Raw genomic sequence first — 24,917 nt, forward strand, 5'->3', positions numbered from 1 at the left:
TTCAGTTGCGTGGTGCCGCGGTCGTCGCGCGCACAACCAGGGCGGGTTCCAGTCGGCGGCGCACCGGTTCGGTGCGACCGTCGCGCAGCCGTTCGATGAGCGCTTCGATTGCCAAGCGGCCCATCTGAGTTCGCGGCTGATCGATGGTGGTCAAGGAAACATGTCGCAGCGCGGCCAGCGAGGTGTTGTCGTAGCCGACGACCGAAACATCGCGCGGCACCGAAAGTTCGGCCTCTTCCAGTGCCGACATCGCACCGACGGCGTTGAAGTCGTTGCCGCACACCAGTGCGGTGGGAAAGTTGTCGCGGGAGAACAGGTTCAGCAGCTTCTGAACTGCGGCGATACCCCCGGAGTCCGTGTGCTCGCTGGCAACGATCATGGGCTCCAGCCCATTTCGTGCCATTGCGGCGCGGTATCCGCGACGGCGCGAGGCCGAGGTGAAGGCCCCGCCACCGTCGAGGTGCACGATCCGGCGGTGGCCGAGCGAGACCAGATGATCCACGGCGAGTGCGGCGCCGAGCTCGCCGTCGTCATTGACGGTATCGACGTCGGCAATGGTCGAGCTGCGCGAAATGAGCACGATCGGGCACTTCTCGGCGGCGTCGCGGATGGCCGCCACCGGCAGTACGGGTGAGAGCAGGATGATGCCGCCGGGGTGGAATGACAGCAGGCTCTCCAGCGCGGTGCGCTCACGGGCGGCGCTGCGGCGGCCGGTATTGAGGATCAACTCCACACCCCCGTCCTGCGCGGCCGCGTCCATACCCTCCACCACATCGGCGAAGAACGCATTGCGCAGGTCGGAGACCATGACGCCGATGATGTTGGAGGTTCGGCTGGCCAGCGACCGAGCCATGATGTGCGGCTGATAGCCGAGATCCTTCGCGGCCGCGAGCACCGCGCGGCGACGATGTTCGCTGACTTTGGGGGAGTTGCGCATGACGAGGGAGACCAGCGCGCGGGACACCCCGGCGCGGGCGGCGACGTCCTCCATGGTCGGTCGAGCCATCTCGCCTCCGTTCCGCATCCCACCGGGCGCCTGCAGTGTCGGACGTTACAAGGTCGGCCAAGCCTAATCAATAGAGCGCTCTAATCCGACATTTTTCCCACTGCGAGCGCCGGGTATTTCCGCTGGAAGTGCCAGTTTTCGCAGGTAGTAGCGATAAAACAGCGATCGGTGCAGTACTTGACACAGTATGACCTACGTTACATAGTTGGAGCGCTCCAATAGCGCATACGTCGATCGACACCAAAGGTCGGAGAGCCCGGATGACCCAACCTCGCTATCCGCTGCGCATCGCGGCCGCGCCGATCTCCTGGGGAGTCTGCGAAGTCCCCGGCTGGGGTCATGTGCTCGACGCGCGAACCGTCCTCACCGAGATGGCCGCGCTCGGCATCGCCGCGACGGAACTGGGCCCACCCGGCTACCTACCGCGCAATCCAGCCGAATTGCGCTCGCTGCTAGATGATTTCGACATCACCTCGGTCGGTGGCTTCCTGGCGCTCCCGCTGCACCGTGATCCGGAGCGGGCATTGGAGACCGCCCGCGAGAACGCCGCGCTGTTCGCTGCGACGGGTGCGGAGGTGATCGTCCTCGCGGCCGCGACCGGCCTCGGCGGATACGACACGCGCCCTTCACTTTCCGACGAAGAGTGGCGGACGCTGATCGAAACCGCCGCCGCCATCCGAGATGTCGCCGCCGAATTCGGACTGCGCACCACCTTGCATCCCCACGTCGGCACCTACGTCGAGAGTGAAGCCGAAGTCGACAGGTTCCTCGCCGATTCCGATCTCGACCTCTGCCTGGATACCGGCCACCTGCTCATTGGCGGCACCGATCCGGTGCGCCTCGCACAGCGTTGTCCGGAACGCATCGGACATATCCATCTCAAGGATGTGCGCGAAGCCGTCGCCGACCGAGTGCGCAGCGGCGCAATGGAATACAGCGATGCCGTCCGCCGCGGCATCTACGTTCCGCTCGGCGAGGGCGATATCGACATCGAGGCCCTGGTGCGCAGCGTGCACGCCGCAGGCTACCGCGGCTGGTATGTCATCGAACAGGACACGGCATTGCACCCCGACGATTCGGCAGAACAGCCGAGCCGCGACGCCGCCCGCAGTCTGATCCACCTTGCGGGCATAGGTGGCGCGCTGGGCTCACCCCGATCCCCATGGGCCCGAATCTAGATGGGAAGTGATGACAACGATGTCGCTCGAAACACGCACGGCATGGTGGCGGCGATCCCGCCGCGTACTGCCGTGGCTGGCCGCGGCCACCCTCCTCGCCGCGTGCACCGGTCCGGGGGCAGATGTCCCAGCGCCGACCCAATCCCCGGTCGCCCAGGGCAAATTGGGCTCCGTCGCGGTGGTGACCCACGGCAGCCCCGGTGACGCCTTCTGGAATGTCGTCAAGAACGGCGCGGAGGCCGCGGGCAAGGACCTCGGTGTCCGTGTCGAATACAACTCCTCGGGCGATCCCGGCCAGCAGGCCAAACTCATCGATAACGCTGTCGCACAGGGCGTGGATGGGCTCGTCGTATCAATGGCGAACCCGGAGGCATTGCGGCCCTCGATCGAAAAGGCGGTCGCGGCGGGGATTCCGGTGGTGACCATCAACTCGGGTGAGAGCGAGAGCGCCGAATTCGGTGCGATCGGCCATGTGGGGCAAAGCGAAACGTTGGCCGGACAGTCCGCGGGTAAGCGCCTCGCCGACGCCGGCCGCAAGAAGCTGCTGTGCGTGATCCACGAGGCGGGCAATATCGGTGCCAATCAGCGCTGTGACGGCGCGACCAAGGCCTTCGGCAACGGCACCACGCTGCAGGTGGACATCAACAATCCCACCGACGCCCAGTCCCGCATCAAGGGCGCATTGGAGGCGGATAGGTCCATCGACGCCGTGCTTACGCTGAATTCACAGGTCGCCGCCCGCGCGGTGGACGGGGTGAAGGAATCGCAATCGTCCGCGACGGTCGCGACCTTCGACCTGAATACCGATGTGGTCGAGGCGATTCGGGCGGGGAAGCTGCTGTTCGCCGTGGACCAGCAGCAGTACGAGCAGGGCTATCTGCCGATTGCCCTGCTGCAGCTGTATCGGACGAATCTGAACTCGGTCGGTGGTGGCGCACCGGTGCAGACGGGTCCCGCCTTCGTCGACAAGAACAATGTCGAGGCCGTGGCGGCCCGCGTGGCACTGGGCATGCGTTGAGGGAGTAGATGAAATGACTATTGCCACGAAAACTTCCGAGGTCACTGCGAGCACTCCGCCGGACGGACCGTCGCTCTTCCAGCGGATGGTGGTGCGACCGGAGATCGGCGCACTGCTGGGTGCGGCACTCGTCTTCGTATTCTTCTCGATCATCACCGACCGCTTCCTCAGCCCGCTCGGCGTCGCGACCTGGCTGGACGATTCGTCCACGCTCGGCATCATGGCGGTCGCGGTGGCGCTACTGATGATCGGCGGCGAATTCGACCTGTCCGCCGGTGTCATGACCGCTTCCACCGCACTGGTCACCGCATTGCTCGCGGTGCACGCGGGTTGGAATGTCTGGCTCGCGCTCTTGGTTTCGCTACTGTTCGCGCTCACGGTCGGTGCGTTCAACGGCTGGCTCGTGATGCGAACGGGGCTGCCGAGTTTCATCGTCACCCTCGGCACTTTCCTCGCGCTGCAAGGCCTCGATCTCGGCGTGACCCGCCTGGTCACCGGAACCGTTCAGGTGTCCGGTATTCGCAGCGCCGACGGATACAACTCGGCGGGTTGGGTCTTCGCCTCGACACTCGATATCGGCGATACGCACCTGCAGGCATCGGTCGTGTGGTGGGTGGTGCTCACCGCGATCGCCGCGCTTGTCCTGGTGCGCACCAAGTTCGGCAACTGGATCTTCGCGGTGGGCGGCGCGCTGCCGAGCGCGCGGGCCGTCGGCGTCCCGGCCGATCGGACGAAGATCCTGCTCTTCATGACCACCGCCTTCGCCGGGTGGGTCGTCGGATCCTGCAGCATTCTCCGGTTTTCCAGCGTGCAGGCGAATCAGGGCGTCGGGCTGGAACTGCACTACATCATCGCCGCCGTGGTCGGTGGCTGCCTGCTGACCGGTGGATTCGGTTCGGCGGTCGGCGCCGCGATCGGTGCGCTGATCTTCGGCATGGCGCGGCAGGGCATCGTCTTCGCCGGATGGGACAGCGACTGGTTCATGCTGTTCCTCGGCGTGCTGCTGCTGGCCGCGGTGTTGGTCAACAACATATTCAAGAAACGAGCCGAAAGGGTACGGCGATGACGACACCATTGATCGAAGCAATCGATATCGGCAAAAGCTACGGCGGTGTCGTCGCGCTGCGCGACGTCTCGACCGTGGTGAATGCGGGACAGGTCACCTGTGTCCTCGGCGACAACGGTGCGGGCAAGTCGACGCTGATCAAGATTCTCGCCGGTGTGCATCAGCACGATCGCGGGGAACTGAAGCTGGATAGCCGGCCGACTCGATTATCCTCGCCCCGTGCCGCTTTGGACCACGGCATCGCGACCGTCTACCAGGATCTCGCTGTGGTGCCGCTGATGAGCGTCTGGCGCAACTTCGTACTCGGCTCCGAACCGACGTTCGGATACGGTCCGCTGCGATTGCTCGACCGACGCAAGGGTCGCGATATAGCACGAGAGGCGTTGGCGGACATGGGGATCGAGATCCGCGATTTGGAACAGCCGGTCGGCACACTGTCGGGCGGACAACGCCAGTGCATCGCGATCGCCAGGGCGGTGCACTACGGGGCCAGAGTGCTCATCCTCGACGAACCGACCGCAGCCCTCGGCGTGAAACAGGCCGGTGTCGTACTGAAATACGTCGTGCAGGCGCGGGATCGTGGGCTCGGGGTCATTCTGATCACCCACAACCCGCATCACGCCTATCCGGTCGGCGACCGCTTCCTGCTGCTCAAACGCGGTGCGATGCTCGGCTCGTACGAGAAGTCGGAGATCGACCTGCCGGAGCTGACCCGGCAAATGGCCGGTGGCGCCGAATTGGACGCGCTGCAGCACGAATTGCAGCGCGTGGTGACGCCGTGAAGCTGACAACGGCGCAGGCACTGGTCGGCTGGCTGGTCGCCCAGCATTCGGAGACCTTCGATGGGCGCGAAGTACCGCTTTTCCCGGCCGCTTTCGCGATATTCGGGCACGGCAATGTGCTCGGCCTCGGCACCGCACTGTCCGAGCGTCGCGATGAAATCCCGGTCTGGCGCGGGCATACCGAACAGGGGATGGCACTGGCCGCCATCGGCCTGGCCAAGGCGACGCACCGGCGTCAGGTCGGAATCGCGACGTCCTCGATCGGTCCCGGCGCGCTGAATATGGTGACCGCCGCCGGTGTCGCCCATGCGAATCGTCTTCCGCTGCTGCTGCTTCCGGGGGACACCTTCGTCAGCCGCGCACCGGATCCGGTGCTGCAACAGGTCGAACACTTCGGTGACCCGACCATTACCGTCAACGATGCATTCCGCGCCGTGAGCCGCTACTTCGACCGCGTCACCCGACCGGAACAACTCATCGCAACCCTGCCCCAGGCGGCCCGGGTACTGACCGATGCGGCCGATGTGGGCCCGGTGACACTGGCACTGCCGCAGGACGTCCAGGCCGAGATCTACGACTTCCCTGATGCCCTATTCGAGCCGGTCGTGCACCGGATCACGCGTTCGCGCCCCGACTCGCGGGTGATGGCCGAGGCGGCACGGGCACTGCGATCGGCCCGACGTCCGTTACTGGTCCTCGGCGGCGGTGTCCGTTATTCGGGTGCGGGCCGGCTGATACTGGAATTCGCGGAGCGGCATGAGATTCCGATGACAGAAACGACGGCCGGGCGCACCCTCGTGCCGCACGACCACGAGCTGTACGCCGGTCCGCTCGGCGTGACCGGCTCTGCATCGGCCAATGCCCTTGCCGCACAGGCGGATCTGGTGTTGGCCATCGGCACCCGACTACAGGACTTCACCACGGCGTCCTGGACCGTCTTCGCATCCGACGTCCGGTTGATCACCATCAACACGGCCAGGTTCGACGCGGTGAAGCACGGCGCGCTCGCGGTCGTGGGTGACGCCGCCGCATCGGTATCGGAATTGGCCGCACTCCTTGTCAATTGGCGGGTCGATGCCGCGTGGTCCGACCGTGCGGAAGGACTGCGCACCACCTGGGACGCACACATCGACAAGCTGCGCGCGCCGACACCGGGTGCTCCGAGTTACGCCCAAATCGTCGGCGTCGTCAACGAATTGAGCGCACCGGACGACTACGTCATGACCGCTGCGGGCGGCATGCCAGGCGAGCTGATCGGCGGCTGGCGGGCCACCGGCACCGTGCCCACCATGGACGTCGAGTACGGATTCTCCTGCATGGGTTATGAACTCGCGGGCGCCTGGGGTGCGGCCATGGCGCATGTGCACGGCCTGGTCACCACCATGCTCGGCGACGGCTCCTATTTGATGCTCAATTCCGAACTGTTCTCCGCGTCCTTCGCGGGCCACCGGTTCGTCGCGGTCGTCTGCGATAACGACGGCTACGCGGTGATCGCCAGGCTCCAGGAGGGGCAGGGCGGCGACCCCTTCAACAACTTCTACACCGACTGCCGCACCAACCACCCACAACCGCCCCGCGTCGACTTCGCAAGCCACGCAAGATCATTGGGCTGCGCGGTATTCAACGCGACCGACCTGACCGAGTTCCGCGGCGCATACGCGCGGGCCAGGGCGGCGGCATTGAGCGAATCCCGCCCGGCCGTAGTGGTCGTGCGCACCCAGCCGTCCGCCTGGACCGATGCGGGCGCGTGGTGGGAGGTCGGTGTGCCGGAGCACCTGGCGGGTCGCGCAGCGTACGACCAGGCCAAGGCGGCTCAGGTGCGTTACCTGAACAGTGCCGAATCAGCGGAGTAGTCGGCCTTGCAATTCCATCTATATGACGATCGTGTGGCACACTCGGTCACGGTCGCATAACTGAAAACCGACCACTTAGTGCACATCTGAGCCCGAAGTTGCGCATTTTCTTTGCGAATTCTTAGCTTCGCTCCGTCGTCTGTGTTCGCCGCGGTTGCTGGGATTCCGGCAGTGTCGGCGCGGGTAGCCGAAAGTGTGCGCTGACCGGCCGATCTATGCGCAGTGAACGCTTTATGCTCAGGATAGCCAGCCCTTCGCAACCGGTGTTGCGTGCGCCGCCACAGCACTGGGCGAACGTCGGCTTGCTCACAGTTACCACTGCTGGATGTGGCCGAATTCGTCCGATGATGGCATTGTTGATCGAGAGATCGGGCTCATCGAAGTGATCTGCTCGGCTCATCAACAGGAAGTAAGAAGTAAAGAACATGGCTCAAGGCAGTGTGAAGTGGTTCAACAGCGAGAAGGGCTTCGGCTTTATCGCTCAAGACGGAGGCGGCCCTGACGTCTTCGTGCATTACTCGGCCGTTTCCGGCTCGGGTTTCCGGTCCCTCGAAGAGGGCCAGCGCGTGGAGTTCGAGATCGGCCAGGGCCAGAAGGGCCCGCAGGCCCAGGACGTCCGCGCTATCTGATCAAGCGTGACTTAGGAGGCTCGCACCCGGCAGGGGGTGCGGGCCTCTCTCGTTTCAGGGGGGTATTCAGGCGCTCTTGGTGAAGGTGACATGGGTGACCGCGGGGGAGTGCACCACCGAGCTGATTTCGTAGCCCGGCAGAGTGCCGAGATCGTCGTAGAGCCGCTCGCCCGCCCCGAGCAGAATCGGGACTACCGCGAGATGCATCTCGTCCACCAGACCGGCGCGCAGGAACTGCCGGATCGCCGATGAGCCGCCCGCGAGCCGTACATCCTGACCGTCTGCGGCCTTGAATGCTTGGCGCACAACCTCTTCCGGCGTTTCGTTCACGAAATGGAACGTCGTGCCACCCGTCATGGGCAGCGACGGGCGCGTGTGATGGGTCATCACGAAGGTGTCGTGGTGGTAGGGCGGGTTGTCGCCCCACCAACCCTGCCATTCGTGGTCGGCCCACGGACCGCGGATCGGGCCGAACATGTTGCGCCCCATGATGGTTGCGCCGATGCCGGCATCGCCCGCGACCATGAAATCGTTGTCGACGCCGGTCTCGCCGGTGTCCGCCCCGTCCATCTGGTGGGCGTAGCGCGTGGCCCACACCCAGTCGTGCAGCCGCAGCCCGCCCTCGCCGAGCGGATTCTCGGGTCCCTGATTCGGTCCGGCGATATAGCCGTCGAGCGATATCGCGATGTTGTGTACGCGCAACTTGGCCATGATTCTCTCTTTTCCTGATCTGCTTGCATTTTGCAATCGCTTGTGGACAGCCTAGGTGCAACTGGTTGTAGAATGCAAGCAGTAACTTCGACGGAAGGAGCGCCGCATGCGCGACGAGGGACGTTCGGGCTGCCCGATCAACGCGACCATCGAGGTGATCGGCGATCGGTGGACGCTGCTGGTGCTGCGTGACGTGATGTTCGGCAATCGCCGCCACTTCCGTGAGCTGCTGGCCGGATCGGAGGAGGGGATCGCGTCCAATATCCTGTCCGACCGGCTCAAGCGCCTCGTCGCGGCCGGACTGCTCAGTCGCGAGGACACCCGCCCCGGTCAGAAGGCCGAGTACCGGCTCACCGAGCCCGCGATCCAACTGGTGCCGATCATGGCGCAGTTGGGCGCATGGGGTCTCCGGCATCGCCCGACGACGAAACGCCTGCGTGTACGCGCCGAACTCCTCGAGGAGGGCGGGCCGCAGCTCTGGGCCGAGTTCATGGACGAACTGCGCGAGTCGCACCTCGGGATTCCGCGTCCCGATCCGGATGCCCCGACCGCCACCGACCGGTTGGCGCGCGCCTACGCCGCCGCGGTCGCCGAGTGATGCAGAGCTGGCTACTGCCCTTGTGCAGCGGCCAGGACTTCCTTGCGGAAGAAGTCGGCGGTCACCGCGCGAGCCCGATCCATGTCCCGGTCGCGCGTTTTCGGGAAAGCAACTGTCGCACGGTCGAATTCGGCCGCGATGAACTCCGCGATCGGGACCGGCACTGCTCCGCTACCCATTTCGCGGGTTCGCGACTTCAGCTCGGTCAGCTCGGCGATCGCCGAAACCAGCTCGCCGGGAAGCTCGCACTGTTCCAGCAGCGAAGGCAGATGCATCGGTGCCACTGCCGCATCGGGATGCTCACGCAGCCAACGTAAGGCCATCGCGGGCCGCAGCGAATAGAACACCTTCTTCAGCGACCGATGGTGCTCGAACAGCGCCCACTGCCTGCTGCCCAGATGCAGGTAATGCCGAGCCAGTTGGCTGCGATCGGCGACTTCGGCTGCCACCGTACGCAATTCGGTACGGAATCGATCGTCGCCGCGGTACACGATCGGCGACATCAACCATTCCATCAGCACCGCATTGCCGTTCACCAGCAGCCGCAGCGCCTTGGCCAGATCCCAGCCGTTCACATCGAGCAGGCCGACCAGCGGCGTCTCGATGACATCCCTTGTCCGCCACGGCGACAGGTAGGTGTCCATATGTGCGACATAGACGAACCGGCAGTCGTAATCGGAATCGGGCGACGGGAATCCCCAAGCCCGGCTGCCGCTTTCGATGGCCAGCGGCACCGACACCCGATGCGCGCGCTCGATCCGATCGAGCTCGGCATCGATGGACCTGACCACCATCGGGTCCATCGAAGCCGGAATCGCGCGCAGGGACATGGTCGGTGATCGTAGTTCGGCTCCGGACAAGCGGACCAGCCGTTTTCGTACTGCCGCGACGGCTGAGGGTATGTGACGATGAGCGTCGTGCCGGACTGGACTTATCACCCATTGCGCCCGATGGCGAATACCTTGGTCGGGGAGCGTCGCGCACAACTATTGGCATTGCGTTTGCTGTCGGGTTTGATCGCGCTGCCGGGCGGCGGGCGGGCGATCGCGCGCGTTTTCGACCACCCGCGGTTGCCCGTCGAATGGGCCGAGCGCTTCGGTGCGCGGGTTCCGGTCGAGGTCGCGCGGCATGCCATCCGGGTGCTGCCGGTGCAGGGCGCCGCAATCGTCGAGGTCGGGCCGGTGGGCCGGGACGATATCGAGGCAGTGCGTGCCGCCGCAATGGATCGCCGGTGCCGGGTCGTCGCGCTGGTCGAGAACCCCGAGGTGGGCACGGAACTGGAGCCGCACGTCGATCAGGTGATCGTCGGCGAACCCGCCGATCGGCACTACCTGACCCAACCCGATATCGCCGCCGCGGTGACGGCCCTGGCCGACTCCGCCACCACCGTGCTCGCGACCCCCGCGGTGCTGATCGCCGCCGGCCCCGGCTGGTTCAACCGCGTCATCGAGGCCGCGCAACCGACCGCACCGGCGCCGCCGACCTTGCGCGAGGTACCGCTGGACCCACGCCGCTGGCCCGCGTGGTGCTGGGGCCTGCTAGTCGGCATCGGCATGATCGTTGCCGGAATCGGGGCGGCGGCAATCACTTTGGGGCCCGTGCTGCTCTGGTACGACCGCGACTACCTCGGCGCGGACGTGCACGGACTGCACGAAATCAACCACCACCTGGTGCATTTCCTGCAGCACGATCGAATCACCATGGCGGGCAATATGATCGCGATCGGCGTGCTGTACACCGGCCTGGCCTGGGGCGGCATACGGCTGGGCCGCGTCTGGGCTCGCAACGCGTATCTGCTCTCCGGGCTGATCGGATTTCCGACGCTGTTCTACTTCCTGGTGCTCGGCTTCGTCGAGCCACTGCATGTCACCGCGGCCGCGGTGCTGTTCCCGATGTTCCTGCTCGCGGTGTGGCGCAAGCCGACCACGCCGTATTGGACGGTGCCGCGGGAGTGCCCCGAGTGGATCAGGCGGCGCGCGCTCGTCGGCCAGCTGCTGCTGGTCGCCACCGGGGTGGGCGTATTCATCGGCGGCGTCGTCATCTCGACCGTCGGACTGACCTTCGTATTCGTGCCGACGGATCTCGAGTTCATGCACACCGATGCCGCCACGCTGGACGCCGCCAACGCGCACCTGCTGCCGTTCATCGCCCACGACCGGGCCGGCTTCGGCGGCGCGCTGATGGCGACGGCGGTGGCGATCGTGCTGCTGGGACTGTGGGGTTGGCAACAGGGTGCGGCATGGGTGTGGTGGACGCTGCTCGGCGCGGCCGTCGCCGGTTCGGCCAGTGCGCTGGTCATCCACTTCTTCATCCACTACACCGCGTTCGTGCATCTGCTCCCGGTGTATTTCGGTAGCGCCATGCTTGCTGTCGCGCTGATCTTGGCGCGCCCGTATCTGATGTATCGCGCCGACTAATACCGCTGACTCGCGATATTGCGGCAGTTCGGTCTGTCGTGTCCGAAAGTTGCCGGGTCCTGTCCGGACCTATCTCGGATAGATCTCGGGTGATGGCGTCATATTTTCTCAGGGATCTCTTAGAAAGCTTCCTTTGCGGAGCTAATTACAGCTCAAAAAGAGGCCTCGACCTGCGCTCATGCGTATATGGCCTGATCAGAGATGTATTGGTCAGTTGTCCAGATCACAATGAAATGCAATATGTAGTCTGCGTCACAATACGCCAGAATTTCGTAACCGCATTTGTGTATGCCCCGATGTGCCAAGTGTCAGCCAGTTCGACTGGATTTGTTTTCGACGAAGAGGAAATTTCATGATCCCCGTTATCATCGACACCGGTTCCGCGGCTCTGGACGGCCTGTTCTCCACCGGTAGCGCTGCGCTGCACGGTATTTTCAACACCCTGTGGACGGGTTCGTTCGGCGGCTGATAGCGCTGTCTCGGTCGATGGTTTCGACCGCATGGACGCCGCTGTGACGGCGTACGACGAGGGAAGGCCTCGCACCCTTGGTGCGGGGCCTTCCTTCATGTTGAGGCACCCGCCTACCGGGGGGTAGGCCGCGACGGATTCCGGCCAACTAAGCTGGTGCGCGGTAATTGCCGACCCCCTTTCCTTCCAGGAGTACCCCACAGTGAGCCAAGCAGGCCGCCCTGTTGTTCTGATCGCCGACAAGCTCGCCCAGTCGACCGTCGACGCGCTCGGTGACGGTGTCGAGGTCCGCTGGGTCGACGGCCCCGACCGTCCCGCGCTGCTGGCCGCGGTGCCCGAGGCGGACGCCCTCCTCGTGCGCTCGGCGACCACCGTCGACGCCGAGGTGCTCGAGGCCGGGAAGAACCTGAAGATCGTCGCCCGCGCCGGCGTCGGCCTCGACAATGTCGATGTGCCCGCGGCCACCGAGCGCGGGGTCATGGTGGTCAACGCGCCCACCTCCAACATCCACACCGCCGCCGAGCACGCCGTCACGCTGCTGCTGGCCGCCGCCCGCCAGATCCCGGCCGCCGACGCCACCCTGCGCGAGCGCACCTGGGCGCGTAGCAAGTTCAACGGTGTCGAGATCTTCGACAAGACCGTCGGTGTGGTCGGCCTCGGTCGCATCGGCCAGCTGTTCGCCGCGCGTCTGGCCGCCTTCGAGACCAAGGTGATCGCCTACGACCCCTACGTCTCCCCGGCCCGCGCCGCCCAGCTCGGCATCGAACTGCTGCCCTTGGACGAGCTGCTCGAGCGCGCCGACCTGATCTCGGTGCACCTGCCGAAGACCCCCGAGACCAAGGGCATCATCGGCAAGGAAGCCATCGCCAAGACCAAGCCGGGTGTCATCATCGTCAACGCCGCGCGCGGTGGACTGGTCGACGAGCAGGCGCTCGCCGACGCGATCAAGTCGGGTCACGTGCGTGCCGCCGGTCTGGACGTATTCGACACCGAGCCGTGCACCGACAGCCCGCTGTTCGACCTGCCGCAGGTCGTGGTGACCCCGCACCTGGGAGCGTCCACCGCCGAGGCGCAGGACCGCGCGGGCACCGATGTCGCCAAGTCCGTACTGCTTGCCCTGGCCGGTGAGTTCGTGCCGGGTGCGGTGAACGTCACCGGTGGCGCCGTCGGCGACGAGGTCGCGCCGTGGCTGGAGATCGTGCGCAAGCAGGGCCACCTGCTCGGTGCGGTGTCCAACGAGCTGCCGGTCAGCGTCGAGGTGCAGGTGCGTGGCGAGCTGGCCGCGCAAGATGTTGCGGTGCTGGAACTTTCGGCGCTGCGCGGCATCTTCTCCGCGCTGGTCGAGGACCAGGTCACCTTCGTCAACGCACCTGCCCTGGCCAAGGAGCGCGGCATCAGCGCCGAGGTCACCAAGGTTTCGGAAAGCCCGAGCCACCGCAGCGTCGTCGACCTGCGCGCGGTCTTCGGCGACGGCAGCACCCTGAATGTGGCGGGCACGCTGACCGAGCCGCAGCAGGTGCAGAAGATCGTCAACATCAACGGCCGCAACTACGACATGCGCGCCGAAGGCCTGAACCTGGCCGTGCTGAACTACGAGGACAGGCCGGGCGCGCTCGGCAAGATCGGCACCAAGCTCGGTGAGGCCGAGATCGACATCCTCGCCGCACAGCTGAGCCAGGATGTCGACAAGGAGGGCGCGACCGTGGTTCTACGTGTGGCCCGCGAAGTTCCCGCCGACGTCCAGGCCGCGATCGCCGAATCCGTCGGTGCGGCCAAGATCGTCCTGGTCGACCTGTTCTGACCACTACCGGCGCCGCGCACGTCGAGCGTGCGCGGCGCCGTCACCTGTACCGGGCATGACATGTCACGCCGCGCACGGTGACTGCCGGGCCGCGCTGCCTGCCCGACAGCGGCGTGCGGTGCGGGACGAAGTACGGTGGCGGTCGGCAATACTGAACGGAGCCTTGTTGTTATGAAGCTTGCTGTTATCGCTGGTGATGGGATCGGCCCCGAGGTCATCGCGGAGGCGCTCAAGGTGCTCGACGTGGTGCAGCCGGGTGTCGAGAAGACCGAATACGACCTCGGCGCGCGGCGCTACCACGCGACCGGCGAGATCCTACCGGATTCGGTGCTGCCGGAGCTGAAGCAGCACGACGCGATCCTGCTCGGCGCGATCGGCGACCCGTCGGTGCCCAGCGGTGTGCTCGAGCGCGGACTGCTGCTGCGCACCCGATTCGCGCTGGATCATCACGTCAACCTGCGTCCGTCGAAGCTGTACCCGGGCGTGACCAGTCCGCTCGCGGGCAATCCGGACATCGACTTCGTAGTCGTGCGCGAGGGCACCGAGGGCCCCTACACCGGCACCGGCGGCGCGATCCGGGTGCAGACCCCGCACGAGGTCGCCACCGAGGTCAGCACCAATACCCGCTTCGGCATCGAGCGCGTCGTCCGCTACGCCTTCGCCAAGGCACAGGCGCGGCGCAAGCACCTGACGCTGGTGCACAAGAACAATGTGCTGACCTTCGCCGGTTCGCTGTGGCAGCGCACGGTCAACGAGGTCGCGGCGGAGTTCCCCGAGGTGCAGACCGCTTACCAGCACATCGATGCCGCCACCATCCACATGGTCAATGACCCGGGCCGCTTCGATGTGATCGTTACCGACAACCTCTTCGGCGACATCATCACCGATCTCGCGGCCGCCGTCAGCGGCGGAATCGGCCTGGCGGCCAGCGGCAATATCGACGCCTCCGGAACCAACCCGAGCATGTTCGAGCCGGTCCACGGCAGTGCCCCCGATATCGCGGGGCAGTCCAAGGCGGATCCGACTGCCGCGATTCTGTCGGTGTCGTTGCTGCTCAACCACCTCGGAAACACCGAAGGCGCCGCCCGCATCGAAGCGGCGGTCGCCAAGGATCTCGTGTCGCGCGGCGGGGCGGCCTCGACTGTCGAGATCGGAGATCGGATCGCTGCGGCGGTCTGACGTGTTCTGCCTGACGGCCCGCGCTGGAGCGAGTTCGAGTGCGGGCCTTTCGGATTCGCAGGAACGCGAGGGAGTCCGGTGAGCGAGCGTCGTGGACCGTATACCGATGTGGATCTGCACCGTTTACCGGACGGCGGTAAGGGCTTCGAGCTCGAGGACGGCTGGTTGATCGCGGTCGCGGGCGGTGCGCGTCACGATTTCGTGGTGCAGCGGCTCGGACGGCTCATCGATATCGCGGCTGGTAGTGCCGCGGTGCACGTATGTATCGGCGGTGGTTGGGAAGTCAACACGCCCAGCGGTATTCGCAAGCCCGATATCGTGGTGGTCCCGAGAGATGTTGCGCGGGCGGCGATTATCGCCGAAACGCCGAAGCTGCTCTCCGGTGCGGAGGTGCTGCTCGCCGTCGAGATCGTCGCGCCGGGCGACGGCAGCGAACGCACAGATCGGGTCAGGAAGGTTCGCGAGTACGCGGCGATCGACATTCCGCAGTACTGGATAGTCGAGCATCATCCGGAGGTCCGGATCCACCGAATGCTGCTCGCGGACGGCGTCTTTCGCGCCCATCCAACGGTGACGGCAGGAACCCTCTTCACTGCCGCGATCCGAGCCGATCCACCGTTTCGGGTGAGTTTCGATCCGGCCGCCTTGATCGAGATCTGACCTATTCGCGCTCGGTCAGCGCGCTGCCGACCGCCGTGGCCCTGCCACGGGTCGAATCATGGACGGCACCCGCGATGCCCTCGTGGACCTGTGCTGCGGGCTCGGCGATCGGCCCGATGGCATCGAACACCAAGGGAATTCGGTGCAGCCACGATCAACGGGTCGGTAGGGTCGGCGGCTTCGGCATGTCGGGTGGGGTGGGCATCGGGGGTGGGCTGGGTGGCATGGGCATTTGCGGTGGGGCGGGGAAACCGGCTGGCGGGGTAGGGAATCCGGGTGGTGTCGGGGGAACGGGAGGGTTGGGCGGCATCGGGGGTGTGGGCGGAATCGGGGGAGTGGGGAACGGGCCCATCGGGGGCATCGGGCCGCTGAAGCGTTGGAATGCCGCTTGGCGGGAGGTGCCGAGGAGATCGCCGATTTCGGCCCAGGTGTGGCCTTCTTCGCGCGCCTGCCGGGCCAGGGTGTGCAGAATGTCGTCGACGAGTCGACTCAGATTTCGGGTCGCCGTGAGCGCGGCGAGCACCGGCACGCTGGGCGTGCCCTCCTCCGGGCCCAGCACACCCACGACCAGTTCCGCATTGGCGGACAACAACTTTCCGAGCATTGCCCGCTCGTCCTGCGGGTCTACGCGCTGCTGTTCATCGGACATATGTAAAGCCTGACTTGACACGCCCACCTTGTCAAGTGTGGGTTTACACCGCGGCGCGGAGGTGTGAATCCATTGCTTGGCCTAGGGAATGGCGCCCATCGCAAGGCCGGCTAGGCTCCGGCGCCGCGTTCGGTCGAAGATCGGGCGGACAACGTCTTCTCGGATCGGCTTCGATCCTGCGGCGCAGCGCGAGCTGAATCGGCGATTCCCTGCGGAGGCGAATACGCATCGCGCCCGCCCCGGCGAACCGGAGCGGGCGCGAATTCCTAAGGGGCGGTTATTCGGATCGTAGATCAGTGGGGACCAGCGGAACCGCCGCCATCGCCAGCACGGCGGCCAACAGATATGCGGCGGGGAAACCGCTGGCCGTGATCAGCGCGCCGAAAACCGGTGGTATGGCGGCCATTGCGAGGTTCTGGCCGGTGTTCTGGATGCCGAGTCCACGTCCACTCCAGAACGGTCCGGCGATTTCGGCGACCGCGGTGAAGGCCAAACCGTTATCGGAGACGGTGATGACCGATGCGGCGACCAGCAGCGGAATCGCGGCCCACCACGCGTGCGTCCATGCGGCCGAAGCCAATGCGGCCATGGAGATTACGGCGGCGATGGCGACGGTGCGCAGCGGTCCCAGTCGGCTGCCGACGCGATCGGACCACGCGCCCGCGCCGATTCGTCCTATGGCGCCGAGGAATTGGGTTCCGGTCACCAGAGTGCCCGCTACGGGCAGCGACCAGCCAACGTCACTGTGCAACCACAATAATGCGAAAGTCCATACGGTCCCTTGGGGAATGCACAGCAGTACCGACACCGCATGGATGCGCCACAGCGTTGAATCACCGCGATAGGGGTTGGCTCGATCCGCCGGCGCGCCCGCGGGCCTTGGCGGGTCGACGATCCCGATCAGGCAGCCCAGCGCGGCGACACCCGCCATCACCGCGGGCACCAGAACGGCTGCCGCGACCCCATGCGCGGCCGCGACTGCCGGAATACCGAGCGCGCCGATGCCGACGCCGATGGGCTGTGCGGTCTGTCGAATGCCCATGGCCAGTCCGCGCCGCCGCGGCGGGAACCAGCCGACGATCACCCGACCGCTGGCGCCGTTTGTGCTCGCCGCGCCGACGCCGCCCAGGAACAGTAGTGCGCCGAGCAGCACGTGATCGGTGACGGTAGCCGCCGCGACGCCCGCCCCGAACATCAGCAGCGGTCCGCCGACCAGCACCTTGTGCTCGCCGATCCGGTCCACGACATATCCCCAGGCGATCAGCGTGCATACCAGGCCGACCGTCGGCATGGCCACGAGCAGACCCGCGGTAGCCAGCGGCATGCCACCGGCCGTCAGCGCGGGCAGAAGAAATGGGACCCCGTGGATGAAGACGGCGCTGGAAGCCTGGGCGAACACGCCGAGGCCGAGCATGGACCACCGTCGGACGTCGCGAATCTGCGTCACGGTCGTAGCCATCGGCCTCACCTCGGAATCTCAATATATGGGAATAAGTTCTCATTGTGTGAACATCGAGTCTCACCGTACACCCAGTGGGCAAGTGGAATCCGCTGTGGTTCTGTCGAACTGCTCACATCGCGAGCCGCCGAACCCGCCGCCGCGCGCGGTTGCGGACCGCTCGGTCGGGCGCGTTCGAGCAGGTCGAGGGCGGTCGATAGACTGCGGTGCATGCGTCTAGGTCGAATCGCCAGTCCCGATGGAGTCGCTTTCGTCAGCATCGAAGGGGAGGGGAGCGAGAGCGTCGCCAAGGAGATCGCGGAACATCCGTTCGGTACTCCGACATTCACCGGGCGGAGTTGGCCGCTGGCCGATGTGCGCCTGCTCGCGCCGATTCTGGCCAGCAAGGTGGTCTGCATCGGTAAGAACTACGCCGCGCACGCGGCCGAAATGGGCGGGGTCGCACCGGCGGATCCGGTGATCTTCATGAAGCCGAGCACCTCGATCATCGGCCCGAACGCGTCGATCGTATTGCCGCCCAGCTCATCCCAGGTCGACTACGAAGGCGAGCTCGCGATCGTCATCGGCCGTCCGTGCAAGGATGTGCCTGCCGCCCGTGCACTCGACGTGGTGCTCGGCTACACCGTCGCCAACGATGTGACCGCGCGCGATCAGCAGAAGCACGACGGCCAGTGGACCCGGGGCAAGGGCTACGACACCTTCTGCCCGCTCGGCCCGTGGATCGAAACCTCGCTCGACCCTTCGGATCTGGAGATCGTCACCGAAGTCGACGGCCAGGTCCGCCAGCGCAGCCGCACTTCGCTTCTGCTGCACGATATTCCGAAGTTCATCGAGTGGGTAACCACGGTGATGACGCTGCTGCCCGGCGATGTGCTGCTCACCGGCACCCCCGAGGGCGTAGGCCCGCTGCAGGCCGGGCAGAACGTCTCCGTGACCGTCGAGGGCATCGGAACCCTCACCAATCCTGTTGCCGCCAAGCGCTAGTCGAAAGAGAGCCATGACTGAAGTACGGGTCCGCTTCTGCCCGTCACCGACCGGAACGCCACATGTCGGCCTGGTCCGGACGGCACTGTTCAATTGGGCGTACGCCCGCCACACCGGCGGCAAGTTCGTCTTTCGCATCGAAGATACCGATGCCGCACGCGATTCCGAAGAATCATACGGTGCGATCCTGGACGCACTGCGCTGGCTCGGCCTCACCTGGGACGAGGGTCCGGAGGTCGGCGGGCCCTATGCACCCTATCGGCAATCGCAGCGACGCGAACTGCATATGGAAGTCGTGCGGAATTTGCTGGCGGCCGGTGAAGCGTACGAATCCTTCTCAACCGCCGAGGAAGTCGAGGAGCGCCATCGGGCCGCGGGCCGCGATCCGAAACTCGGCTACGACAACTACGACCGCGATCTCACCCCCGAGGAGATCGAGGCTTATCGCGCCGCCGGACGCCCGGCGGTAATCCGGCTGCGAATGCCCGATGACGACATCACCTGGCATGATCTCGTGCGCGGTGAAACCACCTTCAAAGCGGGTACCGTGCCCGATTTCGCACTCACTCGCGGTAATGGCGATCCGCTCTATACGCTGGTTAACCCGGTCGACGACGCATTGATGAAGATCACCCACGTGTTGCGCGGCGAGGACATTCTCTCGTCCACTCCGCGTCAAATCGCGCTCTATGCCGCTATGCGCCGGATCGGCGTCGCGGAGTTCACTCCGGAGTTCGGTCATCTGCCGTTCGTGATGGGGCAGGGCAACAAGAAGTTGTCCAAGCGCGATCCGGAGTCGAATCTGTTCGTCCATCGGGATAGGGGATTCATCCCGGAAGGTTTGCTGAATTACCTGGCGCTACTCGGCTGGGGCATCGCGGATGATCGCGATCTTTTCTCGATGGCCGAGATGGTGGCGGCCTTCGATATCTCGAAAGTGAATTCGAATCCGGCCCGTTTCGATCAGAAGAAGGCGGACGCGCTCAACGCCGAACACATCCGATTGCTGGAGCCGGGTGATTTCACACACCGCTTACGTGAGTTCCTCACCGAACACGGCCACATCGGCGCCGACATCGATGACAAGTTGTTCGCCGCGGCCGCCGAACTTGTGCAAACCCGGATCGTGGTGTTGTCCGACGCCTGGGATCTGCTGCGTTTCTTGTTCGCGCCCGCGGAAGAGTTCGCGATTGATCCGGCGGCGGGGTCGAAGAACCTCGGTTCCGAAGCCATCCCGGTATTGGACGCCGCCATTGCCGCGCTGGAGCCGCTGACGGCCTGGACCACCCCCGCTATCGAGGATGTGCTCAAAACGGCTCTCATCGATGATCTGGGGCTCAAACCGCGTAAGGCGTTCGCACCAGTGCGAGTGGCAGTGACGGGTTCGCATATCAGCCCGCCGCTGTACGAATCGCTGGAGCTGCTCGGCCGCGAGACGACCCTGGCTCGGCTGCGCTCGGCCCGGGACTGGACGGCATCGGCCCGATAATCCGCCTTTGACCGAAAAACAGGGCGTTGACCAGCCGATTTGTAGTAGACCGTATGCGGTTTGGTACTCTACTTCTCGGCTCGGAACAGGGCCTCGGGTCAGCCGGACACGAGGTCGAACGTCCTGGTCATTGGGGTATGGTGTAATTGGCAACACAGCTGATTCTGGTTCAGCCATTCTAGGTTCGAGTCCTGGTACCCCAGCGGAAATGTTGTTCTTCTCTCGGCGCGCGACCGAAAGTTGTTCAGCATCCGGCGATTTGGTCGCCGAGCTTCGGTCGGCTAAGCTAACCGAGCTTCCACTGATCGAAAGATCAACCGGAAAGATCACCCGCTGAAATGTGGGAGATCGAGTCCTGGCCCCGTCGTCTAGCGGCCTAGGACGCCGCCCTCTCAAGGCGGTAGCGCGGGTTCGAATCCCGTCGGGGCTACGCAGAATGGGAGGCCCATGCTCATGGAGAGCATGGGCCTTTTTCTGCTTCGCATTGTTTTGTGGGGGTGAAACCCCCACACCCCCACCCGGAGGGCTTTGCCCCCGGACCCCCGAGTCTGGCCGGGGGCTTTGCCCCGGAACAGCAGGTCGGGGTGCCGTTGGGCATGGGTGCGCTGTTTGCTTGGTGGTGCTGGGGAGTTTGTCGTGGCATGTCACTGGTTGGCCATCCGCACTCACGCGAAGCGGGGTGCGGACCGCGCGGGGGGTCTGGCGGGCGCTGCCGTGGTGCGGGTGCGGGCATGCGGTCGATGCCCATGCAGGGGGCACCAGTCACCCGAGTGGCCGAATTGCCGGAGTTGGCCGAGTTGGTGGTGGGTTTCCGGGATACCAGAAGGCCCTCCAGCGGTTGGCTGGAGGGCCTTGGTGGTGGGCCTATCCGCTCTTGCGGCGGAACTCTCGCTTGTGGCTGGCGTTGCCGTGGGGGGAGGTTGCCTTGGAGCGGCCGTCGAGGTGGTCGTTCGACTTGGCGTGATGCTGGTTTTTGCGCTCCAGGGCTTCCTTGAACTTGCGTTTGACGTCTTCGGTGCTCGGTGCCGCCTTGCCGTTGGAACTATCCGCTTCCGCCATGTCTGCTCCTCGTCGTCGCGGCCGGGTGGCGCGCCACGAGGCGTCGCCGCGCTGCCGATTCGGGTCGATCAGGGTTGACGCTACTGTGCCGCACCCGGCGTGTCAGGCGGATTTTGCCCGCGTGGTGCGATCAGTCGAGGGGTTGTGCGGTGGTGCCGCCGAGGGGGAGTTGGGGGAGGCCGAGTTTGCGGTGGTCCCAGCTGCGGAGGCGATCCGGGACGACGCGGACAGCTATGCGCTTGTTGAGCATCTGCTCGACGAGCGGGCGGACCTCTTCGCTGTAGGGGCCGGTGTAGCGCTCCCACACGCTCACGCCGACGGCGAAGAGCCTGTCCGGATCATCGATGATCTCGGCGTGGCCTTCGATCGAGACTCCGCGCAACTGGTCATAGGTCTGGCCTGCCTCGACCATGCAGGTCACGCGGGGGTCGCGGCCCAGGTTCACTGCCTTTTGCGACTTGGCCTTGGTCTCGAACCAGATCTCGCCGTCGATGAGTGCGTACCACATCGCGGTCAGGTGCGGCGCACCGTTCGGGCCGATGGTGGCCAACGTGGCGATGCGGCTGCGCTGCAGGAATTCGGAAATCTCGGCGTCGGACATGACGATCTGTGCCCGTTGGTTTACTCCCATGCGCACCAACTTTAGAGCTTCGAAACTAGAACGTGTTACAGCCTCTTGTGGAGTGCGTCCGCGGCGGCGACCAGGTCGGCCGCCCAGCGTGCGCCCGGCCTGCGGCCCATGCGATCGATCGGCCCCGACACCGAGACCGCCGCGATGACGTGGCCCGCGGCGTCGCGCACGGGTGCGGAGACGCTGGCCACGCCGCTGGCCCGCTCCGCGGCGCTCTGCGCCCAGCCACGCTTGCGGACCTCGGCCAGCGCCCGCTCACCGAATACCGCATCGGCGAGGATGATGCGCTGCAGTTCCGGGTCCGCCCAGGCGACCAGCACCTTGGCCGCCGAACCGGCGGTGAGCGGCAGGCGCGCCCCGATGGGCACGGTATCGCGCAGGCCGACGGGCGGTTCCAGGGCGGCGATGCAGACCCGCGCATTACCGTCTCGGCAGTAGATCTGGACGCTCTCGCCGGTGATCTCGCGCAAGCGCGGGAGAATGGCCGCGGCGGCCTCGTGCAGTGGATCGCTGGCCCCTGCGGCGAGTTCGGCGAGGGCTGGTCCTGGCCGCCACAGACCGTTGTTGTCGCGGGCGAGCAGCCGGTGTACCTCGAGCCCGACGGCAAGGCGATGGGCGGTGGCCCGGGGCAGGCCGGTGCGGGTGCACAGTTCGTTGAGACCGCATGGGTGCTCCGCGACGGCATATAACACTGACACCGCTTTGTCGAGGACGCCGATACCGCTATGCTGTCTCATAGAACGATATTAGCGTCTCGGATACTGAGAAAGCCACTCAATGGTCTGCTCGCTCCGGACGCGTCGGAACAGCCAAAAAACTTGTGCAGCCGTGAGCGCGCCTCAGCCCGGATCGCGTACCTCGGTTGCTCGTCGGAAAGGTGATCGAGAATGGCCGAGCGCCGCACACTGGCCGAGAAGGTGTGGGAGCAGCATGTCGTCGCCCGCGGAGCGGGCGAGGGCGCCTCGCGGGAGCCCGATCTGATCTACATCGATCTGCACCTCGTACACGAGGTGACCAGCCCGCAGGCCTTCGACGGACTCCGCGCTGCGGGCCGTCCGGTGCGCCGTCCCGATCTCACCATCGCGACCGAGGACCACAACGTCCCGACGATCGATATCGATAAGCCGATCGCCGACCCCATTTCGCGCACCCAGGTCGAGACGCTGCGCCACAATTGCACGGAATTCGGTGTGCGCCTGCATCCGATGGGGGACCTGGATCAGGGCATCGTGCACGTCGTCGGGCCGCAATTGGGTTTGACCCAGCCGGGGATGACGGTGGTGTGCGGCGATAGCCACACCTCCACCCACGGCGCATTCGGCGCGCTGGCCATGGGCATCGGCACCAGTGAGGTCGAGCACGTCCTTGCCACGCAGACGCTCTCGCTGCGCCCGTTCAAGACCATGGCGATCACCGTCGACGGCCAATTGCCGCCCGGTGTCACGAGTAAGGACCTGATTCTGGCCGTCATCGCCCAGATCGGTACCGGCGGTGGTCAGGGCTATGTGCTCGAGTATCGCGGTGCGGCCATTCGCGCCATGTCGATGGAGGCGCGAATGACGATCTGCAACATGTCGATCGAGGCGGGCGCGCGGGCGGGCATGATCGCTCCTGACGAAACCACCTATGAATTCCTCAAAGGACGCCCGCACGCGCCGCAGGGAGCCGACTGGGATGCCGCAGTGGCCGCCTGGGAGGCGCTGAAGACCGATGAGGGCGCCGTTTTCGACGCCGAGGTGCACATCGATGCCGCCGCGCTGAGTCCGTTCGTCACCTGGGGTACCAATCCAGGACAGGGTGCGCCGCTGGGCGAGCAGGTGCCCGATCCCGCGCAGATTTCCGACGAGACGGCACGCGAGTCCGCGGTGAAAGCGTTGCGATACATGGATTTGGAGCCGGGTACTCCACTTCGTGATGTATCGGTCGACGCCGTATTCGTCGGTTCGTGCACCAACGGGCGCATCGAGGATTTGCGTGCGGTGGCCGGGATTTTGAAGGGACGCCGCGTCGCCGACGGGGTACGAATGCTGGTTGTACCGGGATCTATGCGGGTGCGCGCCCAGGCGGAAAAAGAAGGACTGGGCGAGATTTTCACTGCGGCGGGTGCCGAATGGCGTCAGGCCGGCTGCTCGATGTGCTTGGGAATGAATCCCGATCAGCTCGCACCGGGTCAGCGCTGTGCTTCGACTTCGAACCGTAACTTCGAGGGTCGGCAGGGCAAAGGTGGCCGTACACACCTGGTTTCCCCGCTCGTAGCGGCCGCAACGGCGGTCCGCGGCACCCTGTCCTCGCCTGCGGATCTGGACTGATCGGCGCGCGGACGACGTTGTGTCCGCGCCGATTCGTTCTGTTGGCCGCTAGCGACTGCTTGCAGGTCGCTCGAAACGACTGCCGTAGCGACTGCTTGCAGGTCGCTCGAAACGACTGCCGTAGCGACTGCTTGCAGGTCGCTCGAAACGACTGCCGTAGCGACTGCTTGCAGGTCGCTCGAAACGATCAGCCCAAATCGTCTAATGACCCAGGAGAATCAGCAAATGGAAGCCTTCACCGTGCACAAGGGGATCGGAGTGCCGCTGCGCCGATCCAATGTCGACACCGATCAGATCATTCCGGCCGTGTACCTGAAGCGGGTGACGCGAACGGGATTCGAGGACGGACTGTTCGCAGCATGGCGATCGGATCCGGACTTCATTCTGAACACCGAACCCTATAACCGGGGCAGTGTGCTGGTGGCCGGCCCGGACTTCGGTACCGGATCCTCGCGCGAACACGCGGTTTGGGCGCTGTCGGACTACGGCTTTCGCGTCGTCATCTCGGCACGCTTCGCCGACATCTTCCGCGGCAATGCGGGCAAGGGCGGACTGTTGGCCGCGCAGATGTCACAGAACGATGTCGAAATGCTCTGGAAGTTGCTTGAGGAACAGCCGGGTCTCGAATTGGTAGTAGACCTCGAGGCGCGCACGGTGACGGCTGGAACCGTCGTGTTGCCGTTCGATATTGATGACTACACACGGTGGCGTCTGCTCGAAGGATTGGACGACATCGGGCTGACACTGCGGCGTAGTGACGTCATCGGCGAGTTCGAAAAGGCAAGGCCAAGTTGGAAACCCACAACCCTTCCGGCGCATATTTCGCAGGCGTAATCACCCGGTAGCGATAGCTGAGTTCGCCTTGGGGCGGTAGCTGGACGTGTGCTAAACCACATGAATTTTGGCGTGGCACATAGACTCTTGCCCAAAGTGGGTTTACCGTGGTACCTAGTCGGTCCGACGACGGGCC

At 65.3% G+C, this 24,917-nt stretch carries 24 protein-coding genes and 2 tRNA genes; 17 read left to right on the forward strand and 9 right to left on the reverse strand.

Going from position 1 to position 24,917, the window contains the following annotated elements; all coding sequences use genetic code 11:
• Position 1 precedes the first annotated feature (1 nt).
• A complete protein-coding gene (locus ACQPYR_RS10740) occupies positions 2-1,006 on the reverse strand; it encodes a LacI family DNA-binding transcriptional regulator (protein WP_433630646.1) in 1,005 nt (334 codons plus the stop codon).
• Between the two features lie 260 nt (positions 1,007-1,266).
• Between ACQPYR_RS10740 and ACQPYR_RS10745 the strand changes: the two genes are divergently transcribed.
• From ACQPYR_RS10745 to ACQPYR_RS10770, 6 genes are all read left to right on the forward strand, one after another.
• The gene (locus ACQPYR_RS10745) at positions 1,267-2,184 is read left to right on the forward strand and encodes a TIM barrel protein (RefSeq protein ID WP_433630649.1); all 918 of its coding nucleotides are present in this window, start codon (positions 1,267-1,269) and stop codon (positions 2,182-2,184) included.
• Positions 2,185-2,194: 10 nt separating this feature from the next.
• Positions 2,195-3,202, forward strand: a complete 1,008-nt coding sequence (locus ACQPYR_RS10750; RefSeq protein WP_433630652.1) for a sugar ABC transporter substrate-binding protein — start codon at positions 2,195-2,197, stop codon at positions 3,200-3,202.
• A gap of 13 nt (positions 3,203-3,215) precedes the next feature.
• Complete coding sequence (locus tag ACQPYR_RS10755; protein WP_433630654.1) at positions 3,216-4,268, forward strand: ABC transporter permease; 1,053 nt, start codon at positions 3,216-3,218, stop codon at positions 4,266-4,268.
• On the forward strand, positions 4,265-5,050 hold the full coding sequence (locus ACQPYR_RS10760; protein ID WP_433630657.1) for an ATP-binding cassette domain-containing protein: 786 nt from the start codon (positions 4,265-4,267) through the stop codon (positions 5,048-5,050). The genes ACQPYR_RS10755 and ACQPYR_RS10760 overlap by 4 nt, the downstream gene beginning before the upstream one ends.
• Entirely contained in the window at positions 5,047-6,903 is a 1,857-nt protein-coding gene (iolD, locus tag ACQPYR_RS10765) for a 3D-(3,5/4)-trihydroxycyclohexane-1,2-dione acylhydrolase (decyclizing) (RefSeq protein ID WP_433630659.1), read from the forward strand. Before ACQPYR_RS10760 ends, iolD begins: the two co-directional genes overlap by 4 nt.
• 425 nt (positions 6,904-7,328) lie before the next feature.
• The gene (locus ACQPYR_RS10770; RefSeq protein ID WP_040693519.1) at positions 7,329-7,532 is read left to right on the forward strand and encodes a cold-shock protein; all 204 of its coding nucleotides are present in this window, start codon (positions 7,329-7,331) and stop codon (positions 7,530-7,532) included.
• 66 nt (positions 7,533-7,598) lie between these two features.
• On the opposite strand, the gene ACQPYR_RS10775 is transcribed toward ACQPYR_RS10770, so the two are convergent.
• Positions 7,599-8,243 carry a dihydrofolate reductase family protein gene (locus ACQPYR_RS10775; protein ID WP_433630662.1) on the reverse strand — a complete coding sequence of 215 codons (645 nt, stop codon included), beginning with the start codon at positions 8,241-8,243 and terminating at the stop codon, positions 7,599-7,601.
• A 106-nt stretch (positions 8,244-8,349) separates the two neighbouring features.
• On the opposite strand from ACQPYR_RS10775, the gene ACQPYR_RS10780 reads away from it, so the two are divergent.
• Positions 8,350-8,841 (forward strand): winged helix-turn-helix transcriptional regulator, encoded by a 492-nt coding sequence (locus ACQPYR_RS10780; protein ID WP_387289272.1) that lies wholly within the window; start codon positions 8,350-8,352, stop codon positions 8,839-8,841.
• 11 nt (positions 8,842-8,852) lie between these two features.
• Here the strand turns inward: ACQPYR_RS10780 and ACQPYR_RS10785 are convergent, their stop codons facing one another.
• The gene (locus ACQPYR_RS10785; protein ID WP_433630665.1) at positions 8,853-9,671 is read right to left on the reverse strand and encodes a nucleotidyltransferase domain-containing protein; all 819 of its coding nucleotides are present in this window, start codon (positions 9,669-9,671) and stop codon (positions 8,853-8,855) included.
• Between the two features lie 87 nt (positions 9,672-9,758).
• On the opposite strand from ACQPYR_RS10785, the gene ACQPYR_RS10790 reads away from it, so the two are divergent.
• From ACQPYR_RS10790 to ACQPYR_RS10805, 4 genes are all read left to right on the forward strand, one after another.
• Positions 9,759-11,258, forward strand: a complete 1,500-nt coding sequence (locus tag ACQPYR_RS10790; RefSeq protein WP_433635092.1) for a hypothetical protein — start codon at positions 9,759-9,761, stop codon at positions 11,256-11,258.
• A 671-nt stretch (positions 11,259-11,929) separates the two neighbouring features.
• Complete coding sequence (gene serA, locus ACQPYR_RS10795; RefSeq protein ID WP_433630667.1) at positions 11,930-13,528, forward strand: phosphoglycerate dehydrogenase; 1,599 nt, start codon at positions 11,930-11,932, stop codon at positions 13,526-13,528.
• A gap of 171 nt (positions 13,529-13,699) precedes the next feature.
• Positions 13,700-14,707 carry a 3-isopropylmalate dehydrogenase gene (locus ACQPYR_RS10800; protein ID WP_433630670.1) on the forward strand — a complete coding sequence of 336 codons (1,008 nt, stop codon included), beginning with the start codon at positions 13,700-13,702 and terminating at the stop codon, positions 14,705-14,707.
• A 78-nt stretch (positions 14,708-14,785) separates the two neighbouring features.
• The gene (locus tag ACQPYR_RS10805; protein ID WP_433630673.1) at positions 14,786-15,367 is read left to right on the forward strand and encodes a Uma2 family endonuclease; all 582 of its coding nucleotides are present in this window, start codon (positions 14,786-14,788) and stop codon (positions 15,365-15,367) included.
• A 1-nt stretch (position 15,368) separates the two neighbouring features.
• Here the strand turns inward: ACQPYR_RS10805 and ACQPYR_RS10810 are convergent, their stop codons facing one another.
• The 3 genes from ACQPYR_RS10810 to ACQPYR_RS10820 all read right to left on the reverse strand — a co-directional run bounded on the left by ACQPYR_RS10810 (position 15,369) and on the right by ACQPYR_RS10820 (position 17,475).
• Positions 15,369-15,497: a hypothetical protein gene (locus ACQPYR_RS10810; RefSeq protein ID WP_433630675.1), complete on the reverse strand. Its 129-nt coding sequence runs from the start codon at positions 15,495-15,497 to the stop codon at positions 15,369-15,371.
• A 24-nt stretch (positions 15,498-15,521) separates the two neighbouring features.
• Positions 15,522-16,016, reverse strand: coding sequence for a hypothetical protein (locus ACQPYR_RS10815; protein ID WP_433630677.1), 495 nt, complete (start codon positions 16,014-16,016; stop codon positions 15,522-15,524).
• Positions 16,017-16,293: 277 nt separating this feature from the next.
• A complete protein-coding gene (locus tag ACQPYR_RS10820; RefSeq protein WP_433630680.1) occupies positions 16,294-17,475 on the reverse strand; it encodes an MFS transporter in 1,182 nt (393 codons plus the stop codon).
• A 210-nt stretch (positions 17,476-17,685) separates the two neighbouring features.
• Between ACQPYR_RS10820 and ACQPYR_RS10825 the strand changes: the two genes are divergently transcribed.
• The 4 genes from ACQPYR_RS10825 to ACQPYR_RS10840 all read left to right on the forward strand — a co-directional run bounded on the left by ACQPYR_RS10825 (position 17,686) and on the right by ACQPYR_RS10840 (position 20,378).
• Positions 17,686-18,459, forward strand: coding sequence for a fumarylacetoacetate hydrolase family protein (locus tag ACQPYR_RS10825; RefSeq protein WP_433630683.1), 774 nt, complete (start codon positions 17,686-17,688; stop codon positions 18,457-18,459).
• A gap of 13 nt (positions 18,460-18,472) precedes the next feature.
• On the forward strand, positions 18,473-19,948 hold the full coding sequence (gltX, locus tag ACQPYR_RS10830) for a glutamate--tRNA ligase (RefSeq protein WP_433630685.1): 1,476 nt from the start codon (positions 18,473-18,475) through the stop codon (positions 19,946-19,948).
• 131 nt (positions 19,949-20,079) lie between these two features.
• Positions 20,080-20,151, forward strand: a tRNA-Gln gene (locus ACQPYR_RS10835).
• 154 nt (positions 20,152-20,305) lie between these two features.
• Positions 20,306-20,378: transfer RNA gene (locus ACQPYR_RS10840), tRNA-Glu, on the forward strand.
• 434 nt (positions 20,379-20,812) lie between these two features.
• On the opposite strand, the gene ACQPYR_RS10845 is transcribed toward ACQPYR_RS10840, so the two are convergent.
• The 3 genes from ACQPYR_RS10845 to ACQPYR_RS10855 all read right to left on the reverse strand — a co-directional run bounded on the left by ACQPYR_RS10845 (position 20,813) and on the right by ACQPYR_RS10855 (position 22,375).
• Positions 20,813-21,007 (reverse strand): DUF5302 domain-containing protein, encoded by a 195-nt coding sequence (locus tag ACQPYR_RS10845; protein WP_063042903.1) that lies wholly within the window; start codon positions 21,005-21,007, stop codon positions 20,813-20,815.
• A 130-nt stretch (positions 21,008-21,137) separates the two neighbouring features.
• Positions 21,138-21,638 (reverse strand): pyridoxamine 5'-phosphate oxidase family protein, encoded by a 501-nt coding sequence (locus ACQPYR_RS10850; RefSeq protein WP_433630688.1) that lies wholly within the window; start codon positions 21,636-21,638, stop codon positions 21,138-21,140.
• Positions 21,639-21,673: 35 nt separating this feature from the next.
• Positions 21,674-22,375: an IclR family transcriptional regulator gene (locus tag ACQPYR_RS10855; protein WP_433630691.1), complete on the reverse strand. Its 702-nt coding sequence runs from the start codon at positions 22,373-22,375 to the stop codon at positions 21,674-21,676.
• A 150-nt stretch (positions 22,376-22,525) separates the two neighbouring features.
• On the opposite strand from ACQPYR_RS10855, the gene leuC reads away from it, so the two are divergent.
• Positions 22,526-23,947 carry a 3-isopropylmalate dehydratase large subunit gene (leuC, locus tag ACQPYR_RS10860; RefSeq protein ID WP_433630694.1) on the forward strand — a complete coding sequence of 474 codons (1,422 nt, stop codon included), beginning with the start codon at positions 22,526-22,528 and terminating at the stop codon, positions 23,945-23,947.
• 225 nt (positions 23,948-24,172) lie between these two features.
• On the forward strand, positions 24,173-24,781 hold the full coding sequence (gene leuD / locus ACQPYR_RS10865; RefSeq protein WP_364389249.1) for a 3-isopropylmalate dehydratase small subunit: 609 nt from the start codon (positions 24,173-24,175) through the stop codon (positions 24,779-24,781).
• Positions 24,782-24,917: the final 136 nt, after the last annotated feature.

The organism is Nocardia sp. CA-120079 (assembly GCF_050955745.1).
GTDB lineage: Bacteria > Actinomycetota > Actinomycetes > Mycobacteriales > Mycobacteriaceae > Nocardia.